Below are 22,816 nucleotides of genomic sequence, written 5' to 3'. Positions count from 1 at the left end.
AAGGAAAAAGCGCTACAATGGTAGATGGAAAATGTTGTGTAAAAAACAAGTGATACATAAATACCGGAGGAAATCATGTCTTTTTCTGATTTAAAGCTGTTTGCCCTTTCTTCTAATAGAGAATTGGCAGAGCGTGTGGCGCAAGAGATTGGGATAGAGTTGGGGAAATCGACTGTTCGCCAATTTTCAGATGGAGAGATTCAAGTTAACATCGAAGAATCAATCCGTGGAAAACACGTCTTTATCCTACAATCAACGAGCTCACCTGTAAATGACAATCTGCTCGAAATTTTAATCATGGTAGATGCCTTGAAGCGGGCTAGTGCAGAATCTGTCAACGTTGTCATGCCTTACTATGGTTACGCACGTCAGGATAGAAAAGCGAGAGCGCGTGAGCCAATCACTGCAAAACTTGTGGCAAATATGCTAGAAGTGGCTGGTGTGGATCGTTTGTTGACGATTGATTTGCACGCTGCACAGATTCAGGGATTCTTTGATATTCCCGTAGATCACTTGATGGGTGCTCCATTGATTGCGGACTATTTTGAACGTCGTGGCATGGTTGGCTCTGACTACGTGGTTGTCAGCCCAGACCATGGTGGTGTGACTCGTGCTCGTAAACTAGCAGAGTTTTTGAAAACTCCGATTGCGATTATTGACAAACGCCGTAGTGTAGACAAGATGAATACCAGTGAAGTGATGAACATCATTGGTAAAGTAGAAGGTAAGACTTGTATCTTGATTGACGATATGATCGATACAGCTGGAACTATTTGTCATGCAGCGGACGCTCTTGCTGAAGCAGGTGCTGTTGAAGTTTACGCAAGCTGTACGCACCCAGTTCTTTCTGGGCCAGCTATGGACAATATCCAAAAATCAGCTATTAAGAAATTGGTTGTTTTGGATACTATCTACCTACCAGAAGAGCGTTTGATTGATAAGATTGAACAAATTTCGATTGCTCATCTTCTGGGCGATGCTATTATCCGTATTCACGAAAAACGTCCTCTTTCTCCCCTATTTTGTATTGAGAAAAAGATTTAATCTTTCACTTGAAGTAGACAGAACTCCTAGCAGGCTTCTTTTCTTGCTAGGAGATTTTTATAGTCAAAATCTGCAAGCCTTTTCAAAATATGCTATACTGAGAAAAAAGGAGGATTTCTATGAGCCAAGAATTTATCAATCCAAGTGATGGTGTGATCCGTCAGTATCTTGCAACCAGTAAAACGTTAGCGGTAGTGGGCTTGTCCGATCGTGAAGAAACAACTAGCAATCGAGTGACTAAGGAAATGCAGGCTCGGGGCTATAAAATCATTCCAGTTAATCCCAAGGCTGCAGGTGGCGAAATCTTGGGAGAAAAGGCCTACGCAAGCCTAGCTGAGATTCCTTTTCCTGTCGATATTGTCAATGTTTACCGACGGAGCGAGTTTTTACCAGATGTGGCGCGTGATTTTCTCAAGGCTGATGCCAAGATTTTTTGGGCACAACTAGGTCTAGAAAATCTAGAAGCGGAAGAAATCTTGCGTGCTGGAGGATGCGACGACATCGTGATGAATCGCTGTATCAAGAGAGAACACACACGCTTAATTCTTGAACAATAAAAGGTAGCCATGGGCTACCTTTTGTCTTAGAAAATACCAATCAATGCCTGCATGCCCAGACTGGTAAGGATGATGGCAATCCAGCAAAAGCCTCCAAGAAGAATGGACTTGCCGCTGGATTTGATTAATCCAATGAGATTGGTTTTGAGACCGATGGCGCTCATGGCCATGATAATGAGGAATTTGGAGAGTTGTTTGAGAGGGGTGAAGAAGCTACTAGACACACCGAGAGAGGTAAGGAGAGTCGTTAAGAGAGAAGCCAAGATAAAGTAAAGGATAAAAAGTGGGAAGACTTTTTTTAGTTGGAAACCCTGGCTATTTTTTTGTTGGCGACTTTGCCAGTAGGAGAGAAAGAGCGTGATAGGAATAATGGCAAGGGTGCGTGTGAGTTTAACAATAGTTGCAGACTCAAGGGTATTGGTCTGATAAAGACTGTCCCATGCGCTGGCTGTGGCCGTTACAGAAGAAGTATCATTGACCGCAGTTCCTGCAAAGAGGGCGAAGCCTTCATTTGATAGGTGAAGCCAGATTCCTAGAGTTGGAAAGATGAGTGCCGCTAAGACATTGAAGAAAAAGATAACGGAAATGGCTTGGGCAACTTCTTTTTCCTTGGCATGGATAACGGGTGCTGTCGCAGCAATGGCAGAGCCACCGCAGATAGAAGAACCCACTCCAATCAAGGTAGCCAGTTTTGTATCTAGCGCAAAGAAACGCTGGAAGAGGTAAGCAACGATTAAGGAAATCGAAATAGTGGAAAGGATAACAGGGAGTGAAGTTTGTCCAACTACGAAGACTTGCGAGATATTGAGACCAAAACCGAGTAAGATAACGGCATACTGGAGCAATTTCTTGGAACTAAAGGTCAAACCTGCATCTAGTTGTTTGTAGGGTGAGAGCCAGGGGTGGAGGAGCATTCCAGCAAAAATTGCAAAGACAGGTGCACCCACGACGGGGAAAAATCCTCCCAGAAACCAAGATACGATAGAAATGAGAAGGCAGGCCAAGATTCCTGCTCCATTTTTTGATAAAAATGACATATAAACCTCCAAAAATAAGCACTTATTATTATAGTCCTGTCGAGAAGAAAAGTAAAACAGAAAGTGAAAAATGCGGGTTTCAGATGGATTTTGCGGTCAGGGAGCTTTTGTAGTATAATAGTACTATGTTCTGTAAGTAAGGGGGATATCTATGGACTTAACCAAGCGCTTTAATAAACAGTTAGACAAGATTCAAGTTTCCTTGATTCGCCAGTTTGACCAGGCAATTTCAGAGATTCCTGGGGTCTTGCGTTTGACCTTGGGGGAACCTGATTTTACAACGCCAGATCATGTCAAGGAAGCAGCTAAGCGAGCCATTGATCAGAATCAATCCTACTATACAGGGATGAGCGGTTTTCTGACCTTGCGTCAGGCTGCTAGCGACTTTGTAAAAGAAAAGTACCAGCTAGATTATAATCCTGAAAATGAAATTTTAGTTACAATTGGGGCGACAGAGGCTTTATCTGCTACTTTGACGGCTATTTTGGAAGAGGGGGACAAGGTGCTCTTGCCAGCTCCTGCCTATCCAGGATATGAGCCGATTGTCAATCTAGTTGGGGCAGAGATTGTCGAGATTGATACAACTGAAAATGGTTTTGTCTTGACTCCTGAGATGTTGGAAAAGGCCATTTTGGAGCAAGGGGACAAGCTCAAAGCAGTTATTCTCAACTATCCAGCCAATCCGACAGGAATTACCTATAGTCGGGAGCAGTTGGAAGCCTTGGCAGACGTTTTACGCAAGTATGAGATTTTTGTTGTCTGTGATGAGGTTTACTCAGAATTGACCTATACAGGGGCAAATCATGTATCATTGGGAACTATGCTGAGAGACCAGGCTATTATTATTAATGGCTTGTCTAAATCGCATGCTATGACTGGTTGGCGTTTAGGCTTTATCTTTGCTCCTGCAGCTTTCACAGCTCAGTTAATCAAGAGTCACCAATATTTGGTTACTGCCGCAAATACCATGGCGCAACATGCTGCGGTGGAGGCCTTGACCGCTGGTAAAAACGACGCAGAGCCTATGAAGAAGGAATACATCCAGCGTCGAGATTATATCATCGGAAAGATGACTGCTCTTGGTTTTGAGATTATCAAACCAGACGGTGCCTTCTATATCTTTGCTAAGATTCCAGCAGGTTACAATCAAGACTCCTTTGCTTTTCTGAAAGATTTTGCCCAGAAGAAGGCCGTTGCCTTTATCCCTGGTGCCGCCTTTGGGCGTTACGGAGAAGGCTATGTGCGCCTGTCTTATGCAGCTAGCATGGAAACGATCAGAGAGGCCATGAAACGACTTGAGGAGTACATGAGAGAAGCATGATTCAGTCTATCACGAGTCAAGGTCTCGTACTCTACAATCGTAACTTTCGTGAGGATGACAAGCTAGTCAAAATTTTTACCGAGCAGGCTGGGAAGCGCATGTTTTTCGTCAAACACGCTGGTCAATCTAAACTAGCTCCGGTTATACAGCCCTTGGTGTTGGCACGGTTTCTCTTACGAATCAATGATGACGGCCTTAGCTACATCGAGGACTACCATGAGGTGATGACCTTTCCCAAGATTAATAGTGATCTCTTTGTTATGGCCTATGCTACCTATGTGGCTGCCCTTGCAGATGCTAGTTTGCAGGATAATCAGCAGGATGCTCCCTTGTTTGCTTTCTTGAAGAAGACTCTGGAGTTGATGGAAGCAGGCATAGATTATCAGATTTTAACCAATATTTTTGAAATTCAAATCTTGACTCGATTTGGAATCAGCCTTAATTTTAATGAGTGTGTCTTTTGCCATCGTGTGGGTCAGGCCTTTGACTTTTCTTTTAAATATGGAGCCTGCCTTTGCCCAGAGCATTATCATGAAGATGAGAGACGTTGTCATCTAAATCCCAATATCCCTTATTTGCTCAATCAATTTCAAGCCATTGATTTTGAAACCTTGGAGACCATTTCGCTTAAGGCCGAAATCAAGCAAGAGCTACGCCAATTTATGGATCAACTCTACGAAGAGTATGTTGGGATTCACCTAAAATCAAAGAAATTTATTGATTCCCTAGCAGACTGGGGACAATTACTAAAAGAGGAAGATAAATGAAAAAAATTGCAGTAGATGCTATGGGGGGCGATTACGCACCTCAAGCCATCGTTGAGGGTGTCAATCAAGCCCTAGCTGACTTTTCAGATATTGAGATTCAACTCTATGGAGATGAAAGTAAGATAAAGCAATATCTAACAGCGACAGAGCGTGTTAGCATTATCCATACGGATGAGAAAATTAACTCAGACGATGAGCCGACAAAAGCTATCCGTAAGAAGAAAAATGCCAGCATGGTATTGGCAGCTAAGGCTGTTAAAGAGGGAGAAGCAGACGCTGTCCTCTCTGCTGGTAACACAGGTGCCTTGTTGGCTGCAGGATTCTTCATTGTGGGTCGTATCAAAAATATCGATCGTCCAGGACTCATGTCTACCTTGCCGACTATTAATGGAAAAGGGTTTGACATGCTAGACCTTGGAGCCAATGCGGAAAATACAGCCCATCATCTGCACCAATACGCTGTTTTGGGTTCCTTCTATGCGAAAAATGTTCGTGGGATTTCGAAACCACGTGTTGGTTTGCTCAACAATGGAACAGAAAGCAGCAAGGGAGATCCGCTTCGTAAGGAAACATACGACTTGCTAGTAGCTGATCAAAGTTTGAACTTTGTCGGAAACGTGGAAGCGCGTGATCTGATGAATGGCGTTGCGGATGTTGTCGTAACAGATGGTTTCACGGGAAACGCTGTTCTAAAATCCATCGAAGGTACAGCTTTGGGAATCATGGGCTTACTTAAAAATGCTATTACGGGTGGTGGCCTTCGAGCGAAGCTAGGTGCTCTACTTCTTAAGGATAGTCTTAAGGGGTTGAAGACACAGCTCAACTATTCAGATGTTGGAGGAGCAGTCTTGTTTGGCGTCAAGGCGCCAGTTGTAAAAACTCATGGCTCAAGTGATGCCAATGCTGTGTACAGTACGATTCGTCAGATTCGTACCATGCTAGAAACAGACGTAGTTGCTCAGACTGCGCGTGAATTTTCAGGAGAATAAAAAAGATGACAGAAAAAGAAATTTTTGACCGTATCGTGAACATTATCCAAGAGAGACAGGGAGAAGACTTTGCCGTAACAGAAGCCTTAAGTTTGAAAGACGATCTAGATGCGGACTCAGTGGACTTGATGGAGTTTGTCTTGACACTAGAAGATGAATTTGGTATCGAAATCACTGATGAGGAAATCGATCAACTTCAAAGTGTAGCGGATGTAGTAGCGATTATTAAAGATAAAAAATAGGAAAAAGCAACATGCAAGTCATGTTGTTTTTTATTTGCGAAAAAAGAGAAACTTTTAGTAGAAATTGCGAATGAAGAGATGAGAAAGAAAAAGGAGGAACATTTATGTATGTGACTGGTTTTTATCTGTGGTTCATTAAGTGGTTTTTAAAATAAAAATGAATGAATTGTTTATTTTCGAATTGTTTTTCGAATAAATAGGTAAGGAAAAAGGGAAGGAGATTACGCGATGTATTTACCAATCTTATTGCCATGGTTGATCAAATGGTATTTAAAATAAATGAAATTTACCTGTTCATTTTAAATTACTTCTCGAATAGATAAGTGAGAAGAAAAGGAAGGAGAGAAGAAAATGATTTCAGTAATTTACCCAATCTGGCTATTTAAGTGGCTTAGAGGTTAAAGATTAAATATATAGAAAAAATAAGGAGAAAACAAATGACAAATTTTGACAACATGGAACAGAACTTTGTAGCTCTTACGGAAGAAGAGTTGACGGATGTGAATGGGGGGTCGGTTACCGCTGTAGTTGTAGGAGGTGTCTTACTAATTGGTGGTATTGCTTGGGGCTATTTTATGTAATAATAAGGAGAGAAAAAATGAATTTAAATAAATGGACAGAATTGACAGAAGAAGAATTGATGAATACAGAAGGTGGCTTAATTACCATAGCCATGATTGCTGGAGGAGTAGCAATTTTCCTTGGTGGTCGATTAATTGGTCAAGATTTAAAACGTAAATTTGGATAAAAGTAGACTTGTATGAAAAATCTAAAAAATGTAATGGGAGCAGTTCTAATTATTTTTGGAGTGCTTTGCATATTGGGAGATTTAAATGTAATCACCTTTAATGTTGAAAAATATTTCCAAACAGAATTAGTTGTTCCGATCCTTATTTTGATGATGAGTTACTTGGATTTAGCTAAAGACAAGGTTTAAAGAGAACTATTTTTAGTGTATGGCAACTGCTATTGAATAGTCATCTTTTAGTTATTATCAATGAAATAAGAACTAATTTAGGAATAGTAGGGATTTTGGTTGGAGTAGCTATTGGATTAGCCAGTATTATTTAAAAAGGAGAGAGAAAAATGAAAGAAATGGATAAAAAATTTGATATTATGACAGAAGAAGATTTGGCTCTTACTGAAGGAGGCTTCATTGTCACTACTTCCACAGCAATAGCTTGGGGTGTATTAGGAGTAGCTGCTTATATGTATGGGCGTTATCTAGGAAGTAGACGTTAATCTAAATATAGAAGGAAATTAACTATGAATTGTAACCTAAATCTCAATACATTGTTACCTAAGCTAGCCACTATACTTCCTTTGTTAGGAATAGGTCTTAATCTTACGCTTCATCTAATTCGTACGGGTTCGCTAGTATCTTTTGATTGGCAATGGAGTTTAATAGGTTTGATTGCTGCAGGCTATTTTGGTATTTTTTGTAAGGATTCGAAGAAAAATAATCAAAACTATAAATGATGAATCTGAATGGAAAGGATTTTGTGCATGTAAATGGCGGAGTTTTTCCACCTTGTTTTATCCAGAAACCTATCCAATTCTGCTTGGCCTGTTTTATGTAGGATACAAGTACAAAACAAAAGAAAGTACGATTGGAAATTGATGAACCATCAGATCGGAGTTTGAGATGAAAGTTGTTCAATTACTACAAAAAGCTTGACCAGAGTTTATTGTATTGTTTAGCTCTATAGCTTATCTAATGATTAGAATTGTGGCTAATATAAACAAAATAAATCTACCTACGTGGTTTGAATGTTTTGACATACCTAGGATTCCATCATCCTTGATGACATTTATCTTACTTTATAGAAATATCATTTCAGAATAGTTTATTTCTAGGCATTCATTTTTTAACGGTTACTTTAAACAGGCAGAACTTTTGTTCTGCTTTTTTACATTTAAATGATAGTTTATGCTTTTTAAAGTGCGTTTCAGGTGCAAAAATAGTTTATTTAGGAATATTTTCCTGTTTTTATCCTTATTTGGTTAAAATAATCTTACAAATTTTTAAAGAGATTGTTAGAAAAAAGGAGATGGATATGAAATTTGGGAAAAGGCACTATCGTCCCCAAGTGGATCAGATGGATTGTGGCGTGGCTTCCTTGGCTATGGTCTTTGGTTACTATGGTAGTTATTACTCCTTGGCTTATCTAAGAGAGTTAGCCAAGACGACCATGGATGGGACGACGGCTTTGGGGCTTGTAAAGGTGGCAGAGGAGATTGGGTTTGAGACGCGGGCTATCAAGGCGGATATGACGCTCTTTGATCTGCCAGATTTGACCTTTCCTTTTGTGGCTCATGTGCTCAAGGAAGGAAAGTTGCTCCACTACTATGTGGTGATAGGTCAGGATAAAAAGCACATTCATATCGCTGATCCGGATCCTGGTGTCAAGCTGACCAAGATTTCCCGTGAGCGTTTTGCGCAAGAGTGGACAGGGGTCAGTATTTTTATGGCGCCATCTCCGGGCTATAAACCTCATAAGGAGAAGAAACAGGGTCTCCTATCCTTCTTGCCGATTTTATTCAAACAGCGTGGCTTAATTACCAATATCGTCCTAGCGACACTCTTGGTAACCTTGATCAATATCGTGGGCTCCTACTATCTTCAGTCCATCATTGATAGTTACGTGCCAGACCAGATGCGCTCGACGCTGGGCATCATCTCTATTGGGTTGGTCATCGTCTATATCCTCCAGCAGATTTTGTCCTACGCGCAGGAATATCTCCTACTAATCCTTGGGCAACGTCTCTCAATTGATGTGATTTTGTCCTACATCAAGCATGTTTTTCACCTGCCGATGTCCTTTTTTGCGACACGCAGGACAGGGGAAATCGTGTCTCGTTTTACAGATGCTAACAGTATCATTGACGCGCTAGCTTCGACCATTCTTTCGATTTTCCTAGATGTGTCGACGATTTTGATTATCTCGCTGGTCTTGTTTTCACAAAATATGACGCTCTTTTTCATTAGTCTACTTGCGCTTCCCATCTATACAGTGATTATCTTTGCCTTTATGAAGCCTTTTGAAAAGATGAATCGGGATACCATGGAAGCCAATGCGGTTCTGTCTTCTTCTATCATCGAGGACATCAACGGTATTGAGACCATTAAGTCGTTGACCAGTGAGAGTTCGCGCTATCAAAAGATTGATAAGGAATTTGTAACTTATCTGAAAAAATCTTTTACCTATAGCCGGGCAGAAAGCCAGCAAAAAGCACTGAAAAAAGTTGCCCAGCTCCTGCTCAATGTTGCTGTTCTCTGGCTGGGAGCTATTCTGGTCATGGATGGGAAAATGAGTTTGGGCCAGCTGATTACCTATAATACTTTGCTTGTTTATTTTACCAATCCTTTGGAAAATATCATCAACCTGCAAACCAAGCTTCAGACAGCGCAGGTCGCCAATAATCGCTTAAATGAGGTTTATCTGGTAGCTTCGGAGTTTGAGGAGAAGAAAACGGTAGAAGATTTGAGTTTGATGAAGGGAGATATGACCTTTAAGCAGGTTCACTATAAGTATGGCTATGGTCGAGATGTCTTGTCGGATATCAATTTGACCATTCCACAAGGGTCTAAGATAGCTTTTGTGGGGATTTCAGGTTCGGGTAAGACCACCTTAGCCAAAATGATGGTTAATTTTTACGACCCAAGTCAGGGAGAGATTAGTCTGGGTGGTGTCAATCTTAATCAGATTGACAAAAAGGCCCTGCGCCAGTATATCAACTATTTGCCTCAACAGCCCTATGTCTTTAACGGAACGATTTTGGAGAATCTTCTCCTTGGAGCCAAGGAGGGGACAACTCAGAAAGATATCTTACGAGCAGTCGAGTTGGCAGAGATTCGGGAGGATATTGAGCGCATGCCACTGAATTATCAGACAGAATTAACTTCGGATGGGGCTGGAATTTCTGGTGGGCAACGTCAGCGAATCGCTCTGGCGCGTGCTCTCTTGACAGATACGCCTGTTTTGATATTGGACGAGGCGACTAGCAGTTTGGATATTTTGACAGAGAAGCGGATCGTGGATAATCTCATGGCTTTAGATAAGACCTTGATTTTCATCGCCCACCGCTTGACCATCGCTGAGCGGACAGAAAAGGTTGTTGTTTTGGATCAGGGCAAGATTGTCGAAGAGGGCACCCATGCAGGCTTGCTTGCACAGGATGGCTTTTACGCTCATTTGGTGAATAGCTAGAAAGAGGAGAGGATGAAACCAGAATTTTTAGAAAGTGCGGAGTTTTATAATCGTCGTTACCATAATTTTTCCAGTCGGGTGATTTTACCTATGTCACTTCTGTTCGTGTTTTTACTAGGATTTGCAGTTTTTGCAGAGAAAGAGATTAGTTTGTCTACCAGAGCGACTGTCGAACCTAGTCGGATTATTGCCAACATCCAGTCGACTAGTAATCAACGCATTGTGGGGAACTATCTGGAAGAAAACAAGTTGGTCAAGCAAGGAGATCTGCTCGTTCAGTACCAGCAAGGGGCGGAGGCTGTCCAGGTAGAGGCATATGCCAGTCAATTGGAGATGCTAAAGGATCAAAAAAAGCAGTTGGGATATTTGCAATCCAGTTTGAAAGAGGGGAGTGATCAATTTCCAGAGGCGGATAAGTTTGGTTATCAGGAGATGTTTCGAGACTATCTCAGCCAAGCTAGTAGTCTTAGGAATAATGTTTCTCAGCAAAATGCCAGCATCTCCTCGCAGAATGCGGCAGCAAGTCAGAGCCAGGCCGAGATTGGCAATCTTATCAGCCAAACAGAGGATAAAATTCGAGACTACAAAACAGCAAAGTCAGCGATTGAAAAGGGAGATCAACTGGATAGTCAGAATCCAGCCTACTCTTTTTATCAGACCTATAAAAACCAAGCTGGAGAAGATCCGCAAGCTAAATCGCAAGTTATTGCACAGGTGGATGCACAAATTGCCCAGCTAGAGTCTAGTCTAGCTACGTATCGTGTACAGTATGCGGGTTCTGGAGCTCAACAGGCCCACGCAACGGGACTGGATAGTCAACTGGAATCACTCAAATCTCAGCACTTAGTCAAAGTCGGTCAGGAATTAACTCTTTTGGATCAGAAAATTTTAGAAGCAGAGTCGGGTAAGAAAGTCCAGGGAGGTCTCCTCGATAAGGGGAAGATTACAGCAAGTGAGGATGGGGTGCTTCACCTCAATCCTGAGACTAGTGAATCTACGATGGTCGCAGAAGGAACCCTGCTAGCCCAACTCTACCCATCCTTGGAAAAAGAAGGAAAAACCAAACTCACAGCCTATCTCAGTTCAAAAGATGTTGCTAGAGTCAAGATTGGGGACTCTGTCCGTTATACTACGACTAATGATGCGAAGAATCAAATTTTCCTGGATTCCACGATTACAAGTATTGATGCGACAGCTACAAAAACTGAACAAGGAAATTTCTTTAAAATTGAGGCGGAGACCCATCTGACTTCTGAGCAGGCTGAAAAACTTCGCTATGGTTTAGAAGGCCGCCTGCAGATGATCACGGGAAAGAAAAGCTATCTCCGTTATTTTTGGGATCAATTTTTGAATAAAGGGTAATATTCGTGTTTTTCAGAGGATAAATGATTTTAAAACTGTAAGAAGAGTTCATCTTGCAGTTTTTCTTTACGCTCAAACTAGAAAAACGTTATTTATTCGTAAAAATCTTGAATTTTTCATGCTTTTGTGGTAGAATGTGCTCAAGTAAAACGAAAGGCGAACTTTAAAATGTCAAAACAATTGATCTATTCGGGAAAAGCCAAGGATATCTATACAACTGAGGATGAAAATCTCATTATTTCAACTTACAAGGACCAGGCGACTGCTTTTAACGGTGTCAAGAAGGAGCAGATTGCGGGCAAGGGAGTGTTAAATAATCAGATTTCATCTTTTATTTTTGAGAAATTAAATGCGGCTGGTGTAGCAACTCATTTTGTGGAGAAGCTTTCGGATACGGAACAACTCAATAAAAAGGTTGAGATTATTCCTTTGGAAGTCGTGCTTCGTAACTACACGGCTGGTTCCTTTTCAAAACGTTTTGGCGTCGAAGAAGGTATCGCATTTGAGACTCCGATTGTCGAATTTTACTATAAAAATGATGATTTGGATGATCCCTTTATCAATGACGAACATGTGAAATTCCTTAAAATTGCGGATGATCAGCAGATTGCTTACTTGAAGGAAGAAACCCGTCGTATCAATGAGCTCTTGAAGGATTGGTTTGCTGAGATTGGTCTTAAATTGATTGACTTTAAGCTAGAGTTCGGTTTTGACAAGGATGGCAAGATTATCTTGGCAGACGAATTTTCACCAGATAACTGCCGTTTGTGGGATGCAGATGGCAACCACATGGACAAGGATGTTTTCCGTAGAGGACTAGGTGAATTGACTGACGTTTACGAGATTGTCTGGGAAAAGTTGCAAGGTTTAAAATAACATCTTCAAGGTCGTTTGGGAACATTGCAAGAGCTGAAATAAAGGAATAAGAATTGATGAATAAACGTATTTTTGTTGAAAAAAAGGCTGATTTTCAAGTCAAATCAGAGAGTTTGGTAAGGGAGCTCCAGCATAACTTAGGACTTTCAACTTTAGAAAGTATTCGCATTGTGCAGGTTTATGATGTCTTTGATTTGGCAGAGGACTTGTTTGCACCTGCAGAGAAACACATTTTCTCTGAGCAGGTGACGGATCATGTCTTGGACGAAGCGGCTGTGCAGGCGGATCTTGCTAACTATGCATTCTTTGCCATTGAAAGTCTACCAGGACAGTTTGACCAACGCGCGGCTTCTTCACAGGAAGCCTTGCTTTTGCTGGGAAGTTCGAGTGATGTGACGGTCAACACAGCCCAACTTTACTTGGTGAATAAAGATATCGATGCGACTGAGTTGGAAGCAGTCAAGAACTACTTGCTCAACCCAGTTGATTCTCGTTTCAAGGACATCACGACAGGGATTGCCAAGCAGGAATTTTCAGAGTCAGACAAGACCATTCCCAAATTGGCCTTCTTTGAAAGCTATACAGCAGAAGACTTTGCCCGCTACAAGGCCGAGCAAGGGATGGCCATGGAAGTGGATGATTTGCTCTTTATCCAAGACTACTTCAAGTCAATTGGGCGCATGCCGACGGAAACAGAACTCAAGGTCTTGGACACTTATTGGTCTGACCACTGCCGTCACACGACTTTTGAGACAGAGTTGAAACAGATTGATTTCTCAGCTTCTAAATTTCAAAAGCAATTGCAGGCGACTTATGACAAGTATCTAGCCATGCGTGAAGAGTTGGGGCGTTCTGAAAAACCACAAACCTTGATGGACATGGCGACTATTTTCGGTCGTTATGAGCGTGCTAATGGTAGTTTGGACGATATGGAAGTGTCTGACGAAATCAATGCCTGCTCGGTTGAAATCGAAGTGGACGTTGATGGTATCAAGGAACCTTGGCTCCTCATGTTTAAAAACGAAACCCATAATCACCCAACGGAAATCGAACCATTTGGTGGCGCGGCTACCTGTATCGGTGGAGCCATTCGTGACCCGTTGTCAGGCCGTTCCTACGTTTACCAAGCCATGCGTATCTCTGGTGCGGGTGATATTACAGCACCGATTTCGGAAACGCGTGCTGGTAAATTGCCACAACAAGTCATTTCGAAGACAGCAGCTCACGGTTATTCTTCATATGGTAACCAGATTGGGCTTGCGACGACTTACGTTCGTGAATATTTCCACCCAGGCTTTGTAGCTAAACGCATGGAGCTTGGTGCAGTTGTCGGTGCAGCTCCCAAGGGCAACGTTGTCCGTGAAAAACCGGAAGCGGGCGATGTGATTATCTTGCTCGGTGGTAAGACTGGACGTGATGGTGTCGGTGGTGCGACAGGGTCTTCTAAGGTTCAAACAGTTGAGTCTGTAGAGACTGCTGGTGCTGAGGTTCAAAAGGGGAATGCTATCGAAGAACGCAAGATTCAGCGCCTTTTCCGTAATGGCGATGTCACTCGTCTCATCAAGAAATCCAACGACTTTGGAGCAGGTGGTGTCTGTGTGGCTATCGGTGAATTGGCAGACGGTCTTGAAATAGACCTCAATAAGGTTCCTCTGAAATACCAAGGCTTGAATGGTACAGAAATTGCCATCTCTGAATCTCAAGAACGGATGGCTGTCGTGGTGCGTCCTCAAGACGTAGATGCCTTCGTTGCCGAATGTAATAAAGAAAATATTGACGCTGTTGTTGTTGCGACAGTGACTGAAAAACCAAATCTAGTCATGCACTGGAATGGTGACACCATCGTTGACTTGGAACGTCGTTTCCTTGATACAAACGGTGTGCGCGTAGTCGTTGATGCCAAGGTTGTGGACAAGGATGTCAACCTCCCAGAAGAGCGCACAACAAGCGCTGACACACTTGAAGCTGATACCCTTGCGGTTCTATCTGACCTCAACCATGCGAGTCAAAAAGGTTTGCAGACCATATTTGACTGTTCGGTCGGTCGTTCAACGGTCAATCACCCACTTGGTGGTCGCTACCAACTCACACCAACTGAGGCATCTGTGCAGAAATTGCCAGTTCAACACGGTGTAACTCACACTGCGTCAGTCATGGCTCAAGGATTCAATCCATATGTGGCAGAATGGTCTCCATACCACGGAGCTGCTTATGCGGTTATCGAAGCAACTGCTCGTTTGGTGGCTACTGGTGCAAACTGGTCCAAGGCTCGTTTCTCTTATCAAGAATACTTCGAGCGCATGGACAAACAAGCTGAGCGTTTTGGTCAGCCAGTAGCGGCTCTTCTAGGCTCTATCGAAGCACAAATCCAACTTGGCTTGCCATCTATCGGTGGTAAGGATTCCATGTCTGGTACCTTTGAAGAATTGACCGTACCACCAACCTTGGTTGCCTTTGGGGTGACGACGGCAGATAGCCGTAAGGTCCTTTCTCCAGAATTTAAAGCTGCTGGTGAAAACATCTACTACATCCCAGGTCAAGCCCTCTCTGCAGAGATTGATTTTGACTTGATTAAGTCTAACTTTGCCAAGTTTGAAGGCATTCAAAAGGCTCACAAAGTGACATCTGCATCAGCTGTCAAATATGGTGGTGTCCTTGAAAGCTTGGCTCTTGCTACCTTTGGGAACCATATCGGTTCAGAGGTGACCTTGCCTGAACTTGAAACAGCCTTGACAGCTCAATTAGGCGGATTTGTCTTCACATCTCCTGAAGAAATCGCTGGAGTAGAGAAGATTGGACAAACGAAAGCAGACTTTACACTCCTTGTCAACGGTGTGAAGCTAGATGGACACAAACTTGACAGTGCCTTCCAAGGGAAACTGGAAGAAGTTTACCCAACAGAATTTGCTCAATCTAAAGAATTGGAAGAAGTGCCAGCTGTCGCTTCTGACGCAGTCATCAAAGCCAAGGAAACTATTGAAAAACCAGTGGTTTACATCCCAGTCTTCCCAGGAACCAACTCGGAATATGATTCAGCCAAGGCATTTGAAAAAGAAGGTGCAGAGGTTAACTTGGTGCCATTCGTGACCTTGAATGAAGAGGCTATTGTCAAGTCAGTTGAAACTATGGTTGACAATATCGGCAAGGCTAATATCCTTTTCTTCGCGGGTGGTTTCTCAGCTGCGGATGAGCCGGATGGATCAGCTAAGTTTATTGTCAATATCTTGCTCAATGAAAAAGTGCGTGCAGCCATTGATAGCTTTATCGCTCGTGGTGGCTTGATTATCGGTATCTGTAATGGATTCCAGGCCTTGGTCAAATCAGGTCTTCTTCCATATGGAAACTTTGAAGATGCAAGTAGCACTAGCCCAACCCTTTTCTACAATGATGCGAACCAGCACGTAGCTAAGATGGTGGAAACGCGAATTGCCAATACCAACTCACCATGGTTGGCTGGAGTACAAGTGGGCGATATCCATGCCATTCCAGTATCACATGGTGAAGGGAAGTTTGTCGTGACGGCTGAGGAATTTGCAGAGCTCCGTGACAATGGTCAAATTTTCAGCCAATACGTTGACTTTGACGGCAAACCAAGTATGGATTCTAAGTACAATCCGAATGGTTCTGTAAATGCCATCGAAGGAATTACCAGCAAGAACGGCCAAATCATCGGTAAGATGGGACACTCAGAACGTTATGAAGACGGTCTTTTCCAAAACATCCCAGGAAATAAAGATCAGCACCTGTTCGCGTCGGCTGTGCGTTATTTCACAGGGAAATAAAAGGTATAAAAAATGACATACGAAGTAAAATCTCTTAATGAAGAATGTGGTGTTTTCGGTATCTGGGGACATCCAGATGCTGCTAAATTGACCTATTTTGGTCTCCACAGTCTTCAGCACCGTGGTCAGGAGGGGGCAGGAATCCTCTCCAATGATCAGGGGCAATTGAAGCGTCATCGTGATATGGGGCTTTTATCAGAAGTGTTCAGAAATCCTGCTAATTTGGATAAACTAACTGGAACGAGCGCGATTGGGCATGTGCGTTATGCGACGGCTGGCGAAGCTTCTGTTGATAACATCCAGCCCTTCCTCTTTCGCTTTCATGATATGCAGTTTGGACTTGCTCACAATGGAAACTTGACCAATGCAGAATCGCTCAAGAAAGAATTGGAACAAAGAGGAGCTATTTTCAGTTCAACTTCGGACTCGGAAATCTTGGCTCACCTCATTCGTCGGAGTCACAATCCGAACTTGATGGGCAAAATCAAGGAGGCGCTCAGCCTTGTCAAAGGTGGATTTGCTTATATCCTGCTATTTGAGGATAAGTTGATTGCTGCGCTTGATTCTAATGGCTTCCGTCCGCTTTCTATTGGGAAAATGGCAAACGGAGCAGTAGTCGTTTCGTCTGAAACCTGTGCTTTTGAAGTCATTGGTGCTGAGTGGATTCGTGATGTGAAACCAGGAGAGATTGTAATCGTAGATGACAATGGGATTCAGTACGATAGCTATACGAATGATACCCAGTTGGCGATTTGTTCTATGGAGTATATCTATTTTGCTCGCCCTGACTCTAACATCCATGGGGTCAATGTCCATACAGCTCGCAAACGTATGGGGGCCCAATTGGCGCGTGAATTTAAGCACGAAGCGGATATTGTGGTCGGTGTACCAAATTCCTCGCTCAGTGCAGCTATGGGATTTGCAGAAGAATCTGGTCTGCCAAATGAAATGGGTCTCATCAAAAACCAATACACGCAACGTACCTTTATCCAACCGACTCAAGAATTGCGGGAGCAAGGGGTGCGGATGAAACTATCTGCTGTTTCGGGTGTTGTCAAAGGCAAACGTGTGGTGATGATTGATGATTCCATTGTTCGCGGGACAACCTCTCGCCGTATTGTTCAGCTTTTGAAAGAAGCAGGTGCGTCTGAGGTTCACGTTGCCATTGGTAGTCCAGCGCTGGCTTATCCATGTTTTTACGGGATTGATATCCAGACGCGTCAGGAGTTGATTGCGGCTAATCATACGGTTGAAGAAACCTGCCAAATCATTGGTGCGGATAGCCTGACCTATCTTTCGATTGATGGCTTGATTGATTCTATCGGCATCGAAACAGATGCGCCGAACGGTGGTCTCTGTGTTGCTTACTTTGACGGAGACTACCCAACTCCTCTCTACGACTATGAGGAAGAATATCGTAGAAGCTTGGGGGATAAGACCAGTTTTTACAAATAGACGGATAAAGACTCTCCATGAAAGGAAAGGAAGAGAAGATGACAAATAAAAATGCGTATGCCCAGTCGGGTGTAGATGTTGAAGCGGGTTATGAAGTTGTTGAGCGGATCAAAAAGCATGTGGCTCGCACGGAGCGTGCGGGTGTCATGGGAGCTCTTGGTGGCTTTGGTGGCATGTTTGATCTTTCAAAAACAGGTGTCAAAGAACCGGTCTTGATTTCAGGGACTGACGGTGTTGGAACCAAGCTCATGCTGGCTATCAAGTACGACAAGCATGACACGATTGGGCAGGACTGTGTGGCTATGTGTGTCAATGATATCATCGCTGCAGGTGCGGAGCCTCTTTACTTCCTTGACTACGTCGCGACAGGGAAGAATGAACCAGCTAAACTAGAACAAGTCGTTGCTGGTGTGGCAGAAGGTTGTGTGCAGGCAGGCGCTGCTCTCATCGGTGGGGAAACGGCTGAAATGCCTGGTATGTATGGCGCAGATGACTACGATCTGGCTGGTTTTGCAGTCGGTGTGGCTGAAAAATCTCAAATAATAGACGGCTCAAAAGTAGCTGAAGGTGATGTTCTTCTCGGACTTGCCTCAAGTGGGATTCACTCAAATGGTTACTCCCTCGTTCGTCGTGTTTTTGCGGACTACACAGGTGAGGAAGTCTTGCCAGAATTGGAAGGCAAGAAACTCAAGGAAGTTCTTCTTGAGCCGACTCGTATCTATGTCAAAGCTGTCTTACCACTCATCAAAGAAGAGTTGGTCAACGGTATTGCCCACATCACAGGTGGCGGCTTTATCGAAAATGTTCCTCGTATGTTTGCGGCTGACCTAGCTGCGGAGATTGAAGAAGACAAGGTTCCAGTCCTTCCGATTTTCAAAGCTCTTGAAAAATACGGTAAAATAAAGCATGAAGAAATGTTTGAAATCTTCAATATGGGTGTGGGACTCATGCTGGCAGTTAGCCCTGAAAATGTAGGTCGCGTTAAAGAATTGCTGGATGAACCAGTCTATGAAATTGGTCGCATCGTCAAGAAAGAAAACGAAAGTGTCATCATCAAATGAAAAAAATAGCGGTTTTTGCCTCTGGTAACGGCTCAAATTTTCAGGTGATTGCTGAAGAATTTCCGGTGGAGTTTGTCTTTTCAGACCATCGAGACGCCTATGTGCTCGAGCGTGCAGACAAGCTCGGCGTTCTGTCCTATGCTTTTGAACTCAAGGAATTCGAGAACAAGGCGGACTACGAAGCAGCCCTTGTCGAACTCTTGGAAGAACACCAGATTGACTTGGTTTGCCTCGCCGGCTACATGAAAATCGTCGGCCCAACCTTGCTAGCAGCTTATGAGGGCCGAATCATCAACATTCATCCGGCCTACCTGCCAGAATTTCCAGGTGCTCATGGGATTGAGGATGCTTGGAATGCTGGCGTTGCTGAGAGTGGCGTGACCATTCACTGGGTAGATTCTGGTGTGGATACTGGAAAGATTATCAAGCAAGTCCGTGTGCCAAGGATAGCAAATGATACCATTGACAGTTTTGAAGCTCGCATTCATGAGGCAGAGTACAAGTTGTATCCAGAGGTTATTAGAGAATTGTTGGATAAGTAAATGAAAGGAAATAACATGATTAAACGCGCCTTAATTAGTGTCTCAGACAAAGCGGGCATTGTTGAATTTGCTCAAGAACTCAAAAAACTTGGTTGGGACATTATCTCGACAGGTGGGACAAAGGTTACCCTTGATAATGCTGAGGTGGAGACCATTGCAATTGATGATGTGACGGGCTTCCCAGAAATGATGGACGGTCGTGTCAAGACCCTTCACCCAAATATCCACGGTGGCCTCTTGGCTCGTCGTGATTTGGATAGCCATCTTCAAGCGGCTAAGGACAATAATATCGAATTGATTGACCTTGTTGTAGTCAACCTTTATCCTTTCAAGGAAACGATTCTCAAACCAGATGTGACCTACGCTGACGCAGTTGAAAACATCGATATCGGTGGGCCATCCATGCTTCGTTCAGCAGCGAAAAACCACGCCAGCGTAACGGTTGTGGTAGATCCTGCTGACTATGCAGTGGTGCTTGATGAGTTGTCAGCCACAGGTGAAACGACTTACGCAACTCGCCAACGCTTGGCGGCTAAGGTTTTCCGTCACACAGCGGCTTATGACGCCTTGATTGCAGAATACTTCACAGCTCAAGTCGGAGAAAGCAAACCTGAAAAGCTCACTTTAACCTATGACCTCAAGCAACCAATGCGTTATGGGGAAAATCCTCAGCAGGATGCGGACTTCTACCAAAAAGCTTTGCCGACAGACTATTCGATTGCCTCAGCGAAACAACTAAACGGTAAGGAATTGTCCTTTAACAATATCCGCGATGCGGATGCTGCCATTCGTATTATCCGCGATTTCAAAGACCGTCCAACCGTTGTGGCTCTCAAACACATGAACCCATGTGGTATCGGTCAGGCAGATGACATCGAGACTGCTTGGGACTATGCTTATGAGTCTGACCCAGTGTCTATCTTTGGTGGGATCGTCGTTCTCAATCGTGAGGTGGATGCTGCGACAGCTGAGAAGATGCACGGTGTTTTCCTTGAAATCATCATCGCACCTAGCTATACGGATGAGGCGCTAGCCATTTTGACCAATAAAAAGAAAAACTTGCGTATCCTCGAGTTGCCGTTTGACGCTCAAGATGCTAGCGAAGTAGAAGCAGAATACACTGGTGTGGTCGGTGGACTCCTGGTGCAAAACCAAGACGTGGTCAAGGAAAGCCCAGCTGACTGGCAAGTGGTGACAAAACGCCAGCCAACTGAGACAGAAGCGACTGCTCTTGAGTTTGCTTGGAAAGCTATCAAATATGTCAAATCAAACGGTATCATCATCACCAACGACCATATGACGCTTGGTGTTGGCCCTGGCCAAACCAACCGTGTGGCTTCGGTCCGTATTGCCATCGACCAAGCCAAAGACCGCCTTGACGGCGCTGTGCTTGCCTCCGATGCCTTCTTCCCATTTGCGGATAACGTGGAAGAAATCGCCAAAGCAGGTATCAAGGCTATCATCCAACCAGGCGGATCCGTCCGTGACCAAGAATCTATTGAAGCAGCGGACAAATATGGCTTGACCATGATTTTCACAGGCGTGAGACATTTTAGACATTAAGAATAAATAGTAATCAAGTTTACATAGTTAAAGTTATTTATAGTATTTAACAGATTGTTAATACAATATGTTTTATTTGATAGTAGAGAATAAGGCCAAAATTATGAGACTAAACATTTATCGTGTAGAAACGCCTAGTTTAAGTAAAATAGCAAAATGGAAAGAATTAAAGGGCAAAATTTGTAGTGAAGGATATAATGATGTTCGGAAAGTGAAGAAAGAATTTCATAGAAAAGGTTTTGTTGCACAGATCTATGTACAACGTAAAAAAAAAGAAACAACGAGTTGGTTACATGATATCAATAATATTTTTGATGGAGAAGATTTTGTAGAAGAGTCTTTTCAAAATCATAATGCGATTATTATGATAGGCACACCAAAGTCGCTTTATCTTATTCCACAAGGAAGAAGCCACTGGTTTGTGGCAACATTATCTGATTTACAATTTGGTTTAGATTTTGCGGAACGTTCTATACAACCTTCTGAAATTAATGTAAAGGGCATTAGTTATGTAGAAAGAAACAAATTAAGAGGAGTGTTAAACTACAAAGCAAACCAAACAGATTTTCCACAAGCCAGTGAAGCTTATTTTAACATAGAAGGAAAACCTCAAAATACTATTTTTGGTAAAAATTTAAAATGTAATATATCCGTACATCTCACAAAAGATTATAAATTTGAGACTCAAAAAGATTTTGATGATTTTATAAATATTTTTAAGGAAATTGATAAACAGATATTAAGTCAACCTAATCAAGAATTTCCACGTTTTAAATTGTTGCCTCTGCACGATAAACTAAATCAAGAATTAGATGAGTATTTATTGAGGGTATTAAAAGGGAAGAAAAACGAAGAATGTGATATTTCGTTAAATAGAATAGTGACCTTAGGAGAAAATATAGAGTTTGTAGGGGATTCAGCTATTGACATATCTATATTCAAGAATAAAAAAAGTACGACAAAACAAGTTGATTATAATTTGGATTCCATACAAGAATTTATTGTTGCTAATTTGGAGAAAATTGATCAACTTAAAAGTATTCGTATAAAATTTTTGTCAGAGGAAAGAAAGACAATAAACTTGAAAAATCTCATTTATGCTGAAATTGATTATAAAGGGGAACGATATTTTTTAGATTCTGGAAGATGGTCCACATTCAATGAATCCTTTAAGTCTTTATTGGATATACAATTGAGAGAGATTGAAGGATTAGTTTTAAGGTTGCCACAGCAACATAATTTTTCTTCAAAAGGCTTTCATATGGATGAAAATAAGTTTATTTCAGAAATAATCTCAACAATGACAAAATACGAACAATTTCATAAGAAGAATGTGTATTATAATGGAGTAGCAGTGGAAATTGGAGATTTGTTTGATAAAGACTCTGGTGAATTAATTGCTGTAAAAATGGGATTAAATACTTCAAAATCAATTTATAGTTTCGAACAGTCCATATTATCAATGCAAGTATTAAGGGATAGGATAAATAAAAAGAGAAATGCTGAGTATCTGATAAAACAATACTCTCTGGATGAAACTTTAGTTTATAGTGCAATTGATTCAAAAAAGACTAGTGTTCTATGGATTGTTGATGAGTCAAATAAATCTATTTATGAAAGTGTCAAAAATAATAGTTTTAGCTTTTCACAGATACGTTCTATATTATTAAGATTAAAAATTTTATCATGGTATAATTATGCTAGAGAAAATGGATTTGAACCAATATTGTATATGGGAATAAATCACTAAATGATATTAGTGAGTATTTATTTCTCATACTACATCGAAGAAATCGCCAAAGCAGGTATCAAGGCTATCATCCAGCCAGGTGGCTCTGTCCGTGACCAAGAATCTATCGAAGCTGCTGACAAATATGGCTTGACTATGGTCTTCACAGGCGTGAGACATTTTAGACATTAAGAACGTAAAGGAAAGAAAACAGTTTCTTTCCTTTTTTGCGTAAAAATGCGGAGCAAAACAAGATTATAACGAACGTTTATGATATA

Annotated in this window: 21 protein-coding genes and 1 pseudogene; 21 read left to right on the top strand and 1 reads right to left on the bottom strand. The window is 42.3% G+C overall.

Features of this window, described 5'->3' with window-relative positions; genetic code table 11:
- Positions 1–75: 75 nt before the first annotated feature.
- Positions 76–1,044, top strand: a complete 969-nt coding sequence (locus D8844_RS08815; protein WP_000010174.1) for a ribose-phosphate diphosphokinase — start codon at positions 76–78, stop codon at positions 1,042–1,044.
- 119 nt (positions 1,045–1,163) lie between these two features.
- Positions 1,164–1,601 (top strand): CoA-binding protein, encoded by a 438-nt coding sequence (locus tag D8844_RS08810; RefSeq protein WP_033583537.1) that lies wholly within the window; start codon positions 1,164–1,166, stop codon positions 1,599–1,601.
- A gap of 26 nt (positions 1,602–1,627) precedes the next feature.
- On the opposite strand, the gene D8844_RS08805 is transcribed toward D8844_RS08810, so the two are convergent.
- Positions 1,628–2,638, bottom strand: coding sequence for a YeiH family protein (locus D8844_RS08805; RefSeq protein ID WP_125423487.1), 1,011 nt, complete (start codon positions 2,636–2,638; stop codon positions 1,628–1,630).
- A 151-nt stretch (positions 2,639–2,789) separates the two neighbouring features.
- On the opposite strand from D8844_RS08805, the gene D8844_RS08800 reads away from it, so the two are divergent.
- From D8844_RS08800 to D8844_RS08710, 19 genes and pseudogenes are all read left to right on the top strand, one after another.
- The gene (locus tag D8844_RS08800; protein WP_042768884.1) at positions 2,790–3,959 is read left to right on the top strand and encodes a pyridoxal phosphate-dependent aminotransferase; all 1,170 of its coding nucleotides are present in this window, start codon (positions 2,790–2,792) and stop codon (positions 3,957–3,959) included.
- The gene (gene recO, locus D8844_RS08795; protein WP_125423484.1) at positions 3,956–4,726 is read left to right on the top strand and encodes a DNA repair protein RecO; all 771 of its coding nucleotides are present in this window, start codon (positions 3,956–3,958) and stop codon (positions 4,724–4,726) included. The genes D8844_RS08800 and recO overlap by 4 nt, the downstream gene beginning before the upstream one ends.
- Positions 4,723–5,715, top strand: coding sequence for a phosphate acyltransferase PlsX (plsX, locus tag D8844_RS08790; protein ID WP_125423481.1), 993 nt, complete (start codon positions 4,723–4,725; stop codon positions 5,713–5,715). The genes recO and plsX overlap by 4 nt, the downstream gene beginning before the upstream one ends.
- A gap of 5 nt (positions 5,716–5,720) precedes the next feature.
- Entirely contained in the window at positions 5,721–5,957 is a 237-nt protein-coding gene (locus D8844_RS08785) for an acyl carrier protein (protein WP_049519178.1), read from the top strand.
- Between the two features lie 437 nt (positions 5,958–6,394).
- Positions 6,395–6,538, top strand: a complete 144-nt coding sequence (locus D8844_RS08780; protein WP_000180838.1) for a class IIb bacteriocin, lactobin A/cerein 7B family — start codon at positions 6,395–6,397, stop codon at positions 6,536–6,538.
- A gap of 17 nt (positions 6,539–6,555) precedes the next feature.
- Complete coding sequence (locus tag D8844_RS08775) at positions 6,556–6,705, top strand: class IIb bacteriocin, lactobin A/cerein 7B family (protein ID WP_001052546.1); 150 nt, start codon at positions 6,556–6,558, stop codon at positions 6,703–6,705.
- 12 nt (positions 6,706–6,717) lie between these two features.
- The gene (locus tag D8844_RS10425; RefSeq protein ID WP_000793177.1) at positions 6,718–6,894 is read left to right on the top strand and encodes a hypothetical protein; all 177 of its coding nucleotides are present in this window, start codon (positions 6,718–6,720) and stop codon (positions 6,892–6,894) included.
- Between the two features lie 149 nt (positions 6,895–7,043).
- On the top strand, positions 7,044–7,199 hold the full coding sequence (locus D8844_RS10420) for a hypothetical protein (protein ID WP_000661692.1): 156 nt from the start codon (positions 7,044–7,046) through the stop codon (positions 7,197–7,199).
- Positions 7,200–7,223: 24 nt separating this feature from the next.
- Positions 7,224–7,436, top strand: coding sequence for a hypothetical protein (locus tag D8844_RS10550; protein ID WP_049519177.1), 213 nt, complete (start codon positions 7,224–7,226; stop codon positions 7,434–7,436).
- A gap of 578 nt (positions 7,437–8,014) precedes the next feature.
- Positions 8,015–10,168: a peptide cleavage/export ABC transporter ComA gene (gene comA, locus D8844_RS08755; RefSeq protein ID WP_125423475.1), complete on the top strand. Its 2,154-nt coding sequence runs from the start codon at positions 8,015–8,017 to the stop codon at positions 10,166–10,168.
- 12 nt (positions 10,169–10,180) lie between these two features.
- Complete coding sequence (gene comB / locus D8844_RS08750) at positions 10,181–11,530, top strand: competence pheromone export protein ComB (RefSeq protein WP_125423472.1); 1,350 nt, start codon at positions 10,181–10,183, stop codon at positions 11,528–11,530.
- Positions 11,531–11,698: 168 nt separating this feature from the next.
- Positions 11,699–12,406, top strand: coding sequence for a phosphoribosylaminoimidazolesuccinocarboxamide synthase (gene purC, locus D8844_RS08745; protein WP_000043288.1), 708 nt, complete (start codon positions 11,699–11,701; stop codon positions 12,404–12,406).
- A gap of 56 nt (positions 12,407–12,462) precedes the next feature.
- Positions 12,463–16,188, top strand: coding sequence for a phosphoribosylformylglycinamidine synthase (locus tag D8844_RS08740; protein WP_125423469.1), 3,726 nt, complete (start codon positions 12,463–12,465; stop codon positions 16,186–16,188).
- A gap of 12 nt (positions 16,189–16,200) precedes the next feature.
- Positions 16,201–17,643, top strand: coding sequence for an amidophosphoribosyltransferase (gene purF, locus D8844_RS08735; protein ID WP_125423467.1), 1,443 nt, complete (start codon positions 16,201–16,203; stop codon positions 17,641–17,643).
- A 38-nt stretch (positions 17,644–17,681) separates the two neighbouring features.
- Entirely contained in the window at positions 17,682–18,704 is a 1,023-nt protein-coding gene (gene purM, locus D8844_RS08730) for a phosphoribosylformylglycinamidine cyclo-ligase (protein WP_125423464.1), read from the top strand.
- Complete coding sequence (gene purN, locus D8844_RS08725) at positions 18,701–19,246, top strand: phosphoribosylglycinamide formyltransferase (protein ID WP_125423462.1); 546 nt, start codon at positions 18,701–18,703, stop codon at positions 19,244–19,246. Before purM ends, purN begins: the two co-directional genes overlap by 4 nt.
- 15 nt (positions 19,247–19,261) lie before the next feature.
- Positions 19,262–20,809, top strand: a complete 1,548-nt coding sequence (purH, locus tag D8844_RS08720; RefSeq protein ID WP_125423459.1) for a bifunctional phosphoribosylaminoimidazolecarboxamide formyltransferase/IMP cyclohydrolase — start codon at positions 19,262–19,264, stop codon at positions 20,807–20,809.
- Positions 20,810–20,912: 103 nt separating this feature from the next.
- Entirely contained in the window at positions 20,913–22,559 is a 1,647-nt protein-coding gene (locus D8844_RS08715) for a DUF6119 family protein (RefSeq protein WP_185757684.1), read from the top strand.
- A 21-nt stretch (positions 22,560–22,580) separates the two neighbouring features.
- Positions 22,581–22,730 (top strand): annotated as a pseudogene (locus D8844_RS08710) (IMP cyclohydrolase); the annotation flags it as partial.
- Between the last annotated feature and the right edge of the window lie 86 nt (positions 22,731–22,816).

The organism is Streptococcus oralis (assembly GCF_003942875.1).
Lineage (GTDB): Bacteria > Bacillota > Bacilli > Lactobacillales > Streptococcaceae > Streptococcus > Streptococcus oralis_BX.
The sequence above is the reverse complement of the archived record's forward strand: the minus strand, read 5'-3'. Positions and strand labels throughout refer to the sequence as shown.